We start from the raw sequence: 12,756 nt of genomic DNA, 5'->3' as shown, positions 1-12,756 counted from the left end.
AGCCGGGATGCGGATCGGTGACGCGGCGGCAGCGGCGGGGACCACACCCCGAGCCCTGCGCTTCTACGAGCAGCGGGGCCTCCTCCCGCCGCCGGACCGCACCGCCACCGGTCAGCGGCGCTACGGTCCGGACGACGTCGCGCGCGTCCGGGTCGTGCGCGAACTCCTCTCCCTCGGGCTGACGGTCGAGGACGTCCGCGCTTGCGTGGACCGCCTGCCGCTGCTCGACGCGGCGACGATCCGCGCCCGGCAGGTCCCGGAGGGCGTCTGCTTCCGGGCGTCCCCGGTCGTCAGCCACCGGATCGCGGCCCTCGACGCGGAGATCGCCCGCCTGACGCGACAGCGCGACGAACTGGCGGCGCGCAGCGCCCCGCAGCCCGGCGCCCTGCCGCCCGGGGCCCTCCCCGTCACGCCAGGGTGACGAGCTCCCGGTACTCTTCGCTCCAAAGGTCCTCGTCCGCGTCCGGGAGCAGCAGGACCCGCTCCGGGCGCAGCGCGTCGATGGCGCCCACGTCGTGCGTGACCATCACGATCGCGCCCGGGTAGGTGCCCAGGGCCGCCAGGACCTCGTCGCGGGACGCGGGGTCCAAGTTGTTCGTCGGCTCGTCGAGGAGCAGCACGTTGGCGCCGGAGTGGACCAGGGCGGCCAGCGCCAGCCGGGTCTTCTCGCCGCCGGAGAGCACCCCGGCCGGTTTGTCGGCGTCGTCGCCCCGGAACAGGAAGGCGCCGAGGACCGCCCGTACCTCACCGTCCGTCAGGTGCGGCGCGGCCGCCGCGAGGTTCTCCCGGACGGTACGGCCCCGGTCCAGCGTCTCGTGCTCCTGGGCGAAGTACCCCAGGCGCAGGCCGTGGCCGCGCACGACCCGTCCCGCGTCGGGCGTCTCCGCCCCGGCTAGGAGCCGCAGCAGCGTCGTCTTCCCGGCTCCGTTGAGCCCGAGGACGACCAATCGGCTGCCCCGGTCGACCGCCAGGTCCACTCCGTCGACGACGGGGCGTCCCCCGTACGCCTTGGTCAGCGAGACCGCACCCAGGGGCATGCGGCCGCAGGGCGCGGGCTCGGGCAGCCGGATGCGGGCGACCCGCTCGGCCTGGCGCGCGGGGTCGAGCCCGGCAAGCATCCGGTCGGCCCGGCGCGCCATGCTGCGCGCCGTCGTCGCCGTCGCGACCCGGGACTTCATGCGCTCCGCCTGCGCGTGCAGGGAGGCCGCCTTCCGCTGGGCGTTGGCCCGCTCGCGCACCCGGCGCCGCTCGTCGGCCTCCCGCTGGGCGAGGTAGGCCCGCCAGCCGGTGTTGTGGACGTCGAGCGCGGCGCGCTGCGGATCGAGGTGGAAGACGCGGTTGACGGTGTCGGCGAGGAGCCGGACGTCGTGGCTGATCAGCACCAGGCCACCCCGGTGGGCGGTCAGGAAGGCGCGCAGCCAGCCGATCGAGTCGGCGTCCAGGTGGTTGGTCGGCTCGTCGAGGAGCAGGGTGTCCTCCGGGCCGTGACCGGCGAAGAGGATCCTGGCCAGCTCGACCCGGCGCTTCTGCCCGCCGGACAGCCGGCCGACGGGCCGGTCCATCACCTCGGCGGGCAGGCCGAGCCCGGCGGCGACCCGGGCCGCCTCCGCCTCGGCCGCGTACCCGCCACCCGCCTCGAACGCGGCCTCGGCCCGGTCGTAGGCGGCGAGCGCCCGCGCGTCGGACGCCTCGCCGAGCCGGCGGGCCGCCTCCGCGAGGCGCCGGACGGCCCGGTCGAGACCGCGCGCGGAGAGGATCCGGTCGGTGACGGACACGGCCGGGTCGGCGGCCCGCGAGTCCTGCGGGAGATGGCCGACGTTGCCGGTACGGGTGACGGTGCCGGCGGCCGGGGCGTGCAGCCCGGCCAGGGTGTCGAGCAGGGTGGTCTTGCCGGCGCCGTTGCGGCCGACGAGGCCGATCCGGTCGCCGGGGCCGATGTGGCAGGAGACGCCGGACAGCAGGAGCCGGGCGCCGACGCGCACGTCGGCACCACGAACGGTGATCATGGGATAACGCTCCGAAACAGCTGAGGGACACACGGGTGGCGTGGGTGTGGGTCCGCAGCTAGGAGATTCGGGGCGTAGACATCCGTCCAGGCTACGGGAGCGGGCACCCCGCCGCACCGGAATTTCGCCCCGGCGCGGACCCCGCCCCCTCTCACCCGTCAGGAAAGGCCAGGTCAAGGGCGCGCACACGCTCGTCCCCCGTGGTGATGTCGAGGACGGCAATCCGGTCGTGCCGGAGCGCGAACGCCACCGCGGAGACCGGGACGCCGGCCACGAAGGCGACGAGCCCGACGGACCCGTCGATCAGCGCGGGCCTCGCCACGTCGGCGAGGCGGGCGAAGGCGGCGGCCGCCTCCGCGACGGCCGGGGCGCCGTGGACCGGCCCGCGCTCGGAGAACGCCACGGCATCCGGGGCGAGCAGCGCGGCCAGCGCGCGGGCGTCACGCGCGCGTGCCGCCGCCAGGAACCGCTCCACCACCGCCCGCTGCCGCCCCGGATCACCGTCGGTACGCGCCGCCCCGCCGCCCCGGAGCCGCTCCCGGACGCGCCGGGCACGCCGCGCCGCGTCCACGGGGGAGCCGCCGGTGACCCGCGCGGTCTCGTACGGCGGCAGCCCGAACAGGTCGTGAAGGACGTACGCGAGCCGCTCCTCGGCCCCGAAGGACTCCAGGACCACGAGCAGCGCGAGCCACACGGCGTCCGCCCCGGCAAGGCCACCGAGCGCACGGCCTCCACCCCCGTCCCCGCTCGCGAAGCCCTCGCTCCCGAGGCCCTCGCTCCGGTGTTCCTCGCTCCCGACACCCCCGCTCTCGAAGCCCCCGGGCCTCGTCCGCCCCGCCGCCACCCGCTCCTGGACGCCTCGTACGCACGCCTGCCCCACATGGGCCGCCAGCCAGCTCCGTACGGCCACCGCGCCGTCCCGCCCGAGCTCCGCCCGCACGGCCGCGAGCACGTCCTCGGCCTCGGCCCGCGACCCCGTCATCCGCAGGGCCACGCCCCGCAGCTGCTCCTGATCGGCGTCGAAGCACCTGGTCAGAGCGGTGAGCAATGTGTCGTCGTGCATGGGGCCTCACTCCTCGTCGGTTCCGTCACCGCGTTGACGCGAGGACGCCCCCGGATGTGACACGGCTCCTGACACGGCCCCCGCTGCAGGCCCTCCGGCTCCCGCCCCCGCACGCGACGCCGGCCGCCTACCCCCGTACGACCTCACGGGCGATGACCCGACGGGCGTCCGCGAGCTCCGCGTCGACCTCCGCCGCCCGCGGCGCGTCCAGGACGATCAGGGCCTCGCGCCGCTCGCCGCCGGTGAGCCGGCGGTGGCGCAGATGGGTGGGCGGGTGCGTGGAGTCCACGCTGTGCCCGCGCCGCTCCGCGACCCGGCGCAGACGCTCGTACTCGTGCTCTGGCACGGACGCCGCGTGGGCGGCGAGCCGCTCCCACAGCCCCTCGGCCGGATCGTCCCGGCGTGCGCCCCCGATCCGGGTCCGCGCCGCCACGGCCTCTCGGCGCAGTTCACCGGTGACGCCGTCGGAGACGAGGAGCCGGTCCATCAGGCCGGCCGCCGCCTCCGTCCCCGCGGCGCGGGCGGCGGTCGAGTCGGCCAGGTACTCGGCGCGCTGCGAGCCGCGCAGGGTCAGCTGGTCCAGGAGGACGACGACGCCCTCGACGAGCAGGCGGGGCAGCGCGGTCACCAGGTTCACGAAGTGCCCCATGAGGCCGTCGGCGGGCTCGGGCGCCAGGGCGTAGCGCCAGGTCGACAGCGAACGGAAGGCGTTGCCGACGACCAGGGAGTGGCGGGTGTCCCCGTGGGCGTAGTGCCCGAACTCGTGGCCCAGGAGCGCGATCCGCTCCTGCGGCGACAGCGTCTGCCACAGGCCGAGCCCGAGGTGGAGCACCCGGTGCTGCCGGATGCCGTACGCGCTGACCGAGGCGTTGGTGTCGGCGTCGATCACCACGGCCCGTACGCCGGTGGTTCCGGCGCTCGCAGCGACCTCGTCGAGCAGGGCGAAGAGCTTCGGCGCGTCATCCCGGCGCAGCACCGGCAGCCGGTCCTCGACCTTCGCGAGGCTGTCGAAACGGGGCCGCAGCACGAACGCCACGAGGAGCAGGAACCCGCCGAGCACGGGCAGGGCGCTCGTGCCCCACCCCGCCACGACCAGCCACACCCCGACCGCGAGCATCGCCAGCGTGACGCCGTGGACGGTGAGCGCGAGCGCCGTGGCGAGCGCCCCGGCCGCCCCGCGCCGCGGCCGCAGCCCGGCCGCCGCACCGCCGGTCCGCCCACCGTCGCCGTCGCCACCGCCATGGCCGTCGCTACCGGTATCGCGGTCGCGATCGCCGTCGCGGTCGGCGGCGCCGAGCTCGTCGAACAGCTGCTCCCCGTAGCGCCGCGCGAGCCCCCGTCGCATCCGCTCGATCCGTCCCGGCGACTCCTCGTCGCGTACCTCGGGATCGACGTTCCACTCGCACGCGGCGCACCAGGCGACGTACCGCCCTCCGCCCGTCACCGGTGTCCCGCACTCGGGGCACTGCGGCTCGGCCCCCTGGGCGACGTCAGTCGTCACCGTCATGTTCTGTTCCTCCCCTGCGGCCCTGGTGGGACCGCCTCTTTCACGGCGGAGAGGGTAACCGGCCACCGCGCGTGGCCGATGACCGTCGTTGCATAAAACTGCGGACGCACGTATAGTCATGCCATCTATGAGGAGGGTTTCGATGAAGGTACGAGCAGCGGTCGCGGGTGCGAGCGGATACGCGGGCGGAGAACTCCTGCGCCTCCTTCTCGCCCACCCCCACGTCGAGATCGGCACCCTGACGGGCCACTCCAACGCGGGCCAGAAGCTCGGCGCCCTCCAGCCCCACCTGCTCCCGCTCGCCGACCGCGTCCTCGCGCCGACCGCCGCCGAGGAGCTCGCCGGGCACGACGTGGTCTTCCTGGCCCTGCCGCACGGACAGTCGGCCGCCGTCGCCGAGCAGCTCGGCCCCGACGTCCTCGTCGTCGACATGGGCGCCGACTTCCGGCTCCAGGACCCCGCCGACTGGGAGACGTACTACGGCTCCCCGCACGCCGGGACCTGGCCCTACGGGCTTCCCGAGCTGCCCGGTGCCCGCGCCGCCCTCGAAGGGTCCAAGCGCATCGCGGTGCCCGGCTGCTACCCCACCGCCGTCTCGCTCGCGCTCTTCCCCGCGTACGAGAACGGTCTCGCCGAGCCCGAGGCCGTGATCGTCGCCGCCTCCGGGACCTCCGGCGCGGGCAAGGCCGCCAAGCCCCACCTCCTCGGCAGCGAGGTCATGGGCAGCATGTCGCCGTACGGCGTCGGCGGCGGCCACCGCCACACCCCCGAGATGATCCAGAACCTCAGCGGTCCGGCGGGGGAGCGGGTCACCGTCTCCTTCACGCCGACCCTGGCCCCGATGCCCCGAGGCATCCTCGCCACCTGCACGGCCGCCGCGAAGCCGGGCGTCACCGCCGAGTCCGTACGGGACGCGTACGAGAAGGCCTTCGCCGACGAGCCCTTCGTCCACCTGCTGCCCGAGGGGCAGTGGCCGGCGACGGCGTCCGTCTACGGTTCCAACGCCGTTCAGGTGCAGGTCACGTACGACGCGGCCGCGAACCGGATCATCGCCATCAGCGCCATCGACAACCTCACCAAGGGCACCGCGGGCGGTGCGGTGCAGAGCATGAACATCGCCCTGGGCCTTCCCGAGGACACCGGACTTTCCACGATTGGAGTTGCGCCGTGAGCGTGACCGCAGCGAAGGGATTCACGGCGGCGGGCATCGCTGCCGGAATCAAGCAGAACGGCAACCCGGACCTGGCCCTCGTGGTCAACACCGGGCCCCGCCGCGCCGCCGCGGGAGTCTTCACCTCCAACCGCGTCAAGGCCGCGCCGGTCCTCTGGTCCCAGCAGGTCCTCGCCGACGGCGAACTGACCGCCGTCGTCCTCAACTCCGGCGGCGCCAACGCCTGCACCGGCCCCCAGGGCTTCCAGGACACCCACGCCACCGCCGAGAAGGTCGCCGAGGTCCTGAGCGCCAAGGGCGCGGAGGGCGCGGAGGTAGGCGCCGGCGACGTCGCCGTCGCCTCCACCGGCCTCATCGGCATCCTGCTCCCCATGGACAAGCTCATCCCCGGCGTCGAGAAGGCCGCGGGCGAGCTCTCCGAGCACGGCGGCGAGAAGGCCGCCATCGCCATCAAGACCACCGACACCGTCCACAAGACCTCCGTGGTCACCAAGGGCGAATGGACGGTCGGCGGCATGGCCAAGGGCGCCGGCATGCTCGCCCCCGGCCTCGCCACCATGCTCGTCGTCCTCACCACCGACGCCGACGTCGACGCCAAGGGCCTGGACAGCGCCCTCCGGGGCGCCACCCGCGTCACCTTCGACCGGGTCGACTCCGACGGCTGCATGTCCACCAACGACACCGTGCTCCTCCTCGCCTCCGGCGCCTCCGGCGTGACCCCCGCGCAGGACGAGTTCACCGAGGCCGTACGGGCCGTCTGCGACGACCTCGCCCGCCAGCTCATCGGCGACGCCGAGGGCGCCAGCAAGGACATCCGCATCGAGGTGATCAACGCCGCGACGGAGGACGACGCCGTCGAGGTGGGCCGCTCCATCGCCCGGAACAACCTCCTCAAGTGCGCCATCCACGGCGAGGACCCCAACTGGGGCCGGGTGCTCTCCGCCATCGGCACGACGCGGGCCGCCTTCGACCCGGACCGGCTGAACGTCGCCATCAACGGCGTGTGGGTCTGCAGGAACGGCTCCGTCGGCGAGGACCGCGAGCTCGTCGACATGCGCTACCGCGAGGTCACCATCACCGCCGACCTCGCCGCCGGCTCCGAGACCGCCGTCATCTGGGCGAACGACCTCACCGCCGACTACGTCCACGAGAACAGCGCGTACTCGTCATGACCAAGGCCGACAACCCCAACACCCCCGCGCGGAAGCACACCGCCCTGCCGAAGGCCCAGATCCTCATCGAGGCCCTGCCCTGGCTCACCCGCCACCACGGCAAGACCGTCGTCATCAAGTTCGGCGGCAACGCCATGATCGACGAGGACCTCAAGGCCGCGTTCGCCCAGGACGTCGTCTTCCTGCGCCACGCCGGCCTCAAGCCGGTCGTCGTGCACGGCGGCGGCCCCCAGATCAGCGCCGCCCTCGACCGGCACGGCATCGTCAGCGAGTTCAAGGCCGGCCTGCGCGTCACCACCGAGGACGCCATGGACGTCGTACGGATGGTCCTCGCCGGCCAGGTCCAGCGCGAGCTCGTCGGCCTGCTCAACCAGCACGGTCCGTTCGCCATCGGCATGACCGGCGAGGACGCGCACACCATCACCGCCACCAAGCACCAGCCGGTCATCGACGGAGAGACGGTCGACATCGGCCGGGTCGGTGAGATCACCGCCATCGACACCGGCGCCATCGAGGCGCTCCTGGAGGACGGCCGGATCCCGGTCATCTCCTCCATCGCCCGCTCCCAGGACGACGGACATGTCTACAACGTCAATGCTGATACGGCGGCTGCGGCACTCGCTGCGGCGCTGGGTGCCGAGACGCTGATGGTCCTGACCGACGTCGAGGGCCTCTACGAGGACTGGCCCCACAGCGACGAGGTCATCAGCAGGCTCACCGCGAGCCAGCTGGAGAAGCTGCTGCCCGAGCTCTCCAGCGGCATGGTCCCCAAGATGGAGGGCTGCCTGCACGCCGTACGGAACGGGGTCACCACGGCCCGCGTGATCGACGGCCGGGTCCAGCACTCGATCCTGCTGGAGATCTTCACCGACGAGGGCATCGGCACGATGGTCGTGCCGGACGGACAGGGGGACCGATGAGCGGCACCGGCAACGAGCAGCTGACCCAGCGGTGGCAGGGCTCCCTCATGAACAACTACGGCACCCCCCAGCTGCCCCTCGTCCGCGGTGAGGGCGCCAAGGTCTGGGACGCCGACGGCAAGGAGTACCTCGACTTCGTCGGCGGCATCGCCGTCAACGCCCTCGGTCACGCGCACCCGGCGATCGTCGAGGCCGTGACCCGGCAGGTCCAGAGCCTCGGCCACGTCTCCAACCTCTTCGTCGCCGAGCCGCCCGTCGCCCTCGCCGAGCGGCTCCTCGGCCTATTCGGCCGGCCCGGCAAGGTCTTCTTCTGCAACTCGGGTGCCGAGGCCAACGAGGCCGCGTTCAAGATCGGCCGGCTCACCGGCCGGTCCCACATGGTCGCCACCCAGGGCGGCTTCCACGGCCGGACCATGGGCTCCCTCGCGCTCACCGGCCAGCCCGGCAAGCAGACGCCCTTCCTGCCGCTGCCCGGTGACGTCACGCACGTCCCGTACGGCGACGCCGAAGCGCTGCGCGCCGCCGTCACCGAGGACACGGCCCTCGTGATCATCGAGCCGATCCAGGGCGAGAACGGCGTCGTCGTCCCGCCCCCCGGCTACCTCAAGGCCGCCCGGGAGATCACGAGCGCCACCGGCACGCTCCTCGTCCTCGACGAGGTGCAGACCGGGATCGGCCGCTGCGGCCACTGGTTCGAGTACCAGGCCCACGAAGGCGTCCAGCCGGATGTCGTGACCCTCGCCAAGGGCCTCGGCGGCGGCCTCCCGATCGGCGCGACCGTCGCCTTCGGCCCGGCCGCGGAGCTCTTCGGCCCCGGCCACCACGGCACCACCTTCGGCGGGAACCCCATCGCCTGCGCCGCCGGACTCGCCGTCCTGGACACCCTCGGGGCCGACGCGGCCCTCGACCACGTCAAGTCGCTCGGGGAGCGGCTGCGCCAGGGAATCGAGGGTCTCGGCCACCCGCTGGTCTCCCACGTCCGTGGTGCGGGCCTCCTGCTGGGTATCGTGCTCACCGAGCCCCTCGCACCCCAGGTGCAGCAGGCGGCTCAGGACGCCGGCCTCCTGGTGAACGCGCCCGCCCCCGATGTCGTACGGATCATGCCTCCGCTGGTCCTCACCGACGCCGAGGCGGACGCCTTCCTCCGGGCCCTCCCCGGAGTCCTCGACGTGGCGAACGGGCAAGGACGAACCGGAGAATGAGACGACGATGACCGACGCGCAGGAGAACGAGCACGGCGGGCCGTCCGTTCCGCAGACCCGCACCGCACGCCACCGCAGGATCGTCGACATCCTCAACCGGCAGCCGGTGCGCTCGCAGAGCCAGCTCGCCAAGCTCCTCGCGGACGACGGGCTGAGCGTCACTCAGGCGACGCTCTCCCGCGACCTCGACGAGCTCGGCGCGGTGAAGATCCGCAACACCGGTGGAGAGCTGATCTACGCGGTGCCCAGCGAGGGCGGCTTCCGCACCCCGCAGGCCCCGCTCGGCGAGTCAGCCAAGGAGGAGCGCATGCGTCGCCTCTCCGGCGAACTGCTGATCGCCGCCGAGGCCTCCGCCAACCTGGTGGTGCTGCGGACCCCGCCGGGCGCGGCCCAGTTCCTCGCGTCGGCCATCGACCAGGCCGAACTCCACGCGATCCTCGGCACGATCGCGGGCGACGACACCCTCCTGCTGATCAGCCGGGACCCGACGGGCGGCCAGGCACTCGCCGACCACCTGCTGCGCCTGGCGCAGAAGGACCGCTGACCCCGACGCCGGTCAGTACCGCGTGATCGCCGTCGGACCGCTCCGCGTGCCGACGGCGATGTGCGGCCGGCGCGCGGGATCCACCCAGGCGAGGACCGCGCGCAGGGCGTCCGCCGGTACGGAGACACAACCGGCCGTCGCCCCGCGCCCGTTGACGTGCAGAAAGATCCCGGCCCCGCGGCCGCGCACGGGACGGTCGTAGTTGAAGCCGATGACGAGCGCGTGCGCGTACTGCGTGCCGTACGAGACGAGGTGCTCGGCCTCGGCCGCCCGGCAGTCCCGGGGCAGCCCCTCGACCCAGCGGTTGTACGCGCGGGAGCCGTTGTCCTGGCACCACCAGGAGCGCTCGGTGACCCGGGCATAGCGGAAGCGGGTCCCGGCGGGCCGGGCCCGCACACCGAAGGCGTACGGCAGCCGGTAGATCCCGGTGGGCGTGGTGTTCGTACCCTGCCGCCGCCCGGCGCCCTCCGCGAGCCCTTTCGCGCCGAAACGCGCGGGCGCGGACCCCGCCTTCACCCACCGCCCACCCCGCCGGTCCCACCAGGTGAGCGTGCCGGTGGTGGAGTCGGGATCCGCGGCCTCGGCGGTGAGCAGCTGCGAGCCCCCGCCGGTGTCCGCCATCCGCGCGGGCAGCGGCGCGGGTACGGGCGCGGGCACGCCGCCGAGGGAGAGCAGGGCGGCGCCGAGGACGAGTAAGGGTGCGCATGGCCGCGACGCTAGGCGGGCGCCGCTACCCCCGCCCCTGCTGTGCGGCTATTCGGCGGGCAGAAGCGGCGGCAGCGGGAGCGGCAGCGCGGGCAGCCCGTCGAGGCTGGTGGCGACCTTGCGCTCGCAGTACGCGTTGAACTCCTCGTCCGTCTTGCGGTTGAAGTAGTCGGCGTGGAGCTGCCGGTCCTCCTGGTACTCCATCAGCGGGACGGCGAAGCCGCAGGCGTCGCTGACCCGGCGCGCGTGCACCAGGATGATCGCCCGGGCGCTGCCCTGCCCCTCGACGGCCTCGGCGGGGAAGCGGGCGAACAGCTCGCCCCACCGCGGGTCGTCCCGCAGCACCGCCTCGCCGCGCCCGTGGACCCGCACCACGGTCGGCGGCCCCGAGAACGCGGTCCACATGAGCGTGATGCGCCCGTTGCCGGGCTCCCGCAGGTGCGCGATGGTCTCGGCGCCGCTGCCGCCGAAGTCCACATAGGCGACGGTCAGTTCGTCGAGCACGACGAGCGTGCCCTGCCGCCCCTTGGGCGACAGATTGACGTGCCCGTCCCCGGAGAGCGGGGCGGTCGCGGTGAAGAACACCGGCTGCGCCTCGATGAAGTCCCGCAGCCGCCCGTCGATATGTTCGTATGTCTTACCCATGGCGGGCATTCTGCCCGCTCCACTACCGGGGAGCCCCGCCGTCTCAAGCCCCGGTCGCCCACCCCCGCCCCCGGTCGCGCCCGAGACGGTTCCCGGGCCCGAACCCGTGCGGGACCGGCAGGCGGGACGCCATCGATCCCGTACGGGACCGGCAGGCAGGGCGCCATCGATCCCACACGGGACCGGCAGGCGGGACGCCGTGCCTCGCGTTGACAAAACATACGGTCCATTGCATAGTTATGCCTACTAGAGGGTGCGCGATCGCCGCCCGGCGCGACCTGGCGTGACCCGCACACGTACACCCACCCTCCCGAGGAGTAGTAGCTGTGAGCAGCAACAACGGTGACGTCCGGCTCTGGGGCGGCCGGTTCGCCGACGGCCCCGCCGAGGCCCTCGCGAAGCTGTCCGCGTCGGTCCACTTCGACTGGCGTCTCGCGCCGTACGACATCGCCGGCTCCCGCGCCCACGCGCGCGTGCTGCACAAGGCGGGCCTGCTCACCGAGGACGAGCTGACCCGTATGCTCGCGGGCCTCGACCTGCTGGAGGCGGACGTCGCCGACGGCTCCTTCGTCGGCACCATCGCCGACGAGGACGTCCACACCGCCCTGGAGCGCGGCCTCCTGGAGCGCCTCGGCGCCGACCTCGGCGGCAAGCTGCGCGCCGGCCGGTCCCGGAACGACCAGGTCGCCACCCTCTTCCGGATGTACCTCCGCGACCACGCCCGCGTCATCGGCGGCCTCATCGCCGACCTCCAGGACGCCCTGGTCGGCCTCGCCGAGGCGCACGCGGACGTCGCCATGCCCGGCCGTACGCACCTCCAGCACGCGCAGCCGGTGCTCTTCGCCCACCACGTCCTGGCCCACGCCCAGTCCCTCTCCCGGGACGGCGAGCGGCTGCGCCAGTGGGACACCCGGACGGCCGTCTCCCCGTACGGCTCCGGCGCCCTCGCGGGCTCCTCGCTCGGCCTCGACCCGGAGGCGGTCGCCAAGGACCTCGGCTTCGAGCGCGGCTCGGTCGGCAACTCGATCGACGGCACGGCCTCCCGTGACTTCGTGGCGGAGTTCGCCTTCATCACGGCGATGATCGGTGTGAACCTCTCCCGCATTGCGGAGGAGATCATCATCTGGAACACGAAGGAGTTCTCCTTCGTGACCCTGCACGACGCCTTCTCCACCGGCTCGTCGATCATGCCGCAGAAGAAGAACCCGGACATCGCCGAGCTGGCGCGGGGCAAGTCGGGCCGTCTCATCGGCAACCTGACGGGCCTGCTCGCCACCCTCAAGGCCCTCCCGCTCGCGTACAACCGTGACCTCCAGGAGGACAAGGAGCCGGTCTTCGACTCCTGTGACCAGCTGGAGGTCCTGCTGCCCGCCTTCACCGGCATGATGGCCACGCTCACGGTCCACCGCGAGCGCATGGAGGAGCTGGCCCCCGCCGGCTTCTCGCTCGCCACGGACATCGCGGAGTGGCTGGTCAAGCAGGGCGTGCCGTTCCGGGTGGCGCACGAGGTGGCCGGCGAGTGCGTGAAGGTCGCCGAGTCCGAGGGCAAGGAGCTGGACGAGCTCACGGACGAGCAGTTCGCCAAGATCTCCGAGCACCTCACCCCCGAGGTCCGCACGGTCCTCAACGTCTCCGGCGCCCTCGCCTCCCGCGACGGCCGCGGCGGCACCGCCCCCTCGGCGGTCGCCACCCAGCTCGTCGAGGTCAAGGCGGACCTGGTGATCCAGCACGCCTGGGCCGAGGCCAAGAAGCAGAAGTAGGAACAGGGCGACCACCACGCTCGCGGCGCCGCCGCCCTCCGGACGACCGGAGGGCGGCGGC

General features: G+C 73.5%; 12 protein-coding genes. 7 read left to right on the top strand and 5 right to left on the bottom strand.

Going from position 1 to position 12,756, the window contains the following annotated elements; translation table 11 throughout:
- Positions 1 to 7: 7 nt before the first annotated feature.
- The gene (locus tag ACZ6K0_RS24845) at positions 8 to 421 is read left to right on the top strand and encodes a MerR family transcriptional regulator (protein ID WP_469234699.1); all 414 of its coding nucleotides are present in this window, start codon (positions 8 to 10) and stop codon (positions 419 to 421) included.
- Here ACZ6K0_RS24845 and ACZ6K0_RS24840 read toward each other — a convergent pair.
- From ACZ6K0_RS24840 to ACZ6K0_RS24830, 3 genes are all read right to left on the bottom strand, one after another.
- Positions 408 to 2,006 carry an ABC-F family ATP-binding cassette domain-containing protein gene (locus ACZ6K0_RS24840; protein WP_469234629.1) on the bottom strand — a complete coding sequence of 533 codons (1,599 nt, stop codon included), beginning with the start codon at positions 2,004 to 2,006 and terminating at the stop codon, positions 408 to 410. The genes ACZ6K0_RS24845 and ACZ6K0_RS24840 overlap by 14 nt on opposite strands.
- A gap of 151 nt (positions 2,007 to 2,157) precedes the next feature.
- A complete protein-coding gene (locus ACZ6K0_RS24835) occupies positions 2,158 to 3,069 on the bottom strand; it encodes a DUF4440 domain-containing protein (protein WP_469234631.1) in 912 nt (303 codons plus the stop codon).
- A gap of 127 nt (positions 3,070 to 3,196) precedes the next feature.
- Positions 3,197 to 4,576 carry a M48 family metallopeptidase gene (locus ACZ6K0_RS24830; protein ID WP_469234632.1) on the bottom strand — a complete coding sequence of 460 codons (1,380 nt, stop codon included), beginning with the start codon at positions 4,574 to 4,576 and terminating at the stop codon, positions 3,197 to 3,199.
- Between the two features lie 142 nt (positions 4,577 to 4,718).
- Here ACZ6K0_RS24830 and argC point away from each other — a divergent pair, with 142 nt between their 5' ends.
- From argC to ACZ6K0_RS24805, 5 genes are read left to right on the top strand one after another with little or no spacing between them, the layout of a single operon-like run.
- Positions 4,719 to 5,747, top strand: a complete 1,029-nt coding sequence (gene argC / locus ACZ6K0_RS24825) for an N-acetyl-gamma-glutamyl-phosphate reductase (RefSeq protein ID WP_376411363.1) — start codon at positions 4,719 to 4,721, stop codon at positions 5,745 to 5,747.
- Positions 5,744 to 6,919 carry a bifunctional glutamate N-acetyltransferase/amino-acid acetyltransferase ArgJ gene (gene argJ / locus ACZ6K0_RS24820; protein WP_469234633.1) on the top strand — a complete coding sequence of 392 codons (1,176 nt, stop codon included), beginning with the start codon at positions 5,744 to 5,746 and terminating at the stop codon, positions 6,917 to 6,919. Before argC ends, argJ begins: the two co-directional genes overlap by 4 nt.
- Positions 6,916 to 7,839, top strand: coding sequence for an acetylglutamate kinase (gene argB / locus ACZ6K0_RS24815; protein WP_376411358.1), 924 nt, complete (start codon positions 6,916 to 6,918; stop codon positions 7,837 to 7,839). The genes argJ and argB overlap by 4 nt, the downstream gene beginning before the upstream one ends.
- The gene (locus ACZ6K0_RS24810) at positions 7,836 to 9,041 is read left to right on the top strand and encodes an acetylornithine transaminase (RefSeq protein WP_469234635.1); all 1,206 of its coding nucleotides are present in this window, start codon (positions 7,836 to 7,838) and stop codon (positions 9,039 to 9,041) included. The genes argB and ACZ6K0_RS24810 overlap by 4 nt, the downstream gene beginning before the upstream one ends.
- Positions 9,042 to 9,048: 7 nt before the next feature.
- Positions 9,049 to 9,585: an arginine repressor gene (locus ACZ6K0_RS24805; protein WP_024760660.1), complete on the top strand. Its 537-nt coding sequence runs from the start codon at positions 9,049 to 9,051 to the stop codon at positions 9,583 to 9,585.
- A gap of 12 nt (positions 9,586 to 9,597) precedes the next feature.
- Here the strand turns inward: ACZ6K0_RS24805 and ACZ6K0_RS24800 are convergent, their stop codons facing one another.
- On the bottom strand, positions 9,598 to 10,242 hold the full coding sequence (locus tag ACZ6K0_RS24800) for a L,D-transpeptidase family protein (protein WP_469234637.1): 645 nt from the start codon (positions 10,240 to 10,242) through the stop codon (positions 9,598 to 9,600).
- Positions 10,243 to 10,338: 96 nt separating this feature from the next.
- Positions 10,339 to 10,935, bottom strand: a complete 597-nt coding sequence (locus ACZ6K0_RS24795; protein ID WP_469234639.1) for a pyridoxamine 5'-phosphate oxidase family protein — start codon at positions 10,933 to 10,935, stop codon at positions 10,339 to 10,341.
- A 326-nt stretch (positions 10,936 to 11,261) separates the two neighbouring features.
- On the opposite strand from ACZ6K0_RS24795, the gene argH reads away from it, so the two are divergent.
- Positions 11,262 to 12,695, top strand: a complete 1,434-nt coding sequence (gene argH / locus ACZ6K0_RS24790; protein ID WP_376411346.1) for an argininosuccinate lyase — start codon at positions 11,262 to 11,264, stop codon at positions 12,693 to 12,695.
- Positions 12,696 to 12,756 lie beyond the last annotated feature (61 nt).

The sequence above is a fragment of the Streptomyces sp. NPDC042346 genome (assembly GCF_055581845.1).
Note: the sequence above shows the minus strand (reverse complement) of the source record. Positions and strands in the feature narration are given on the sequence as shown.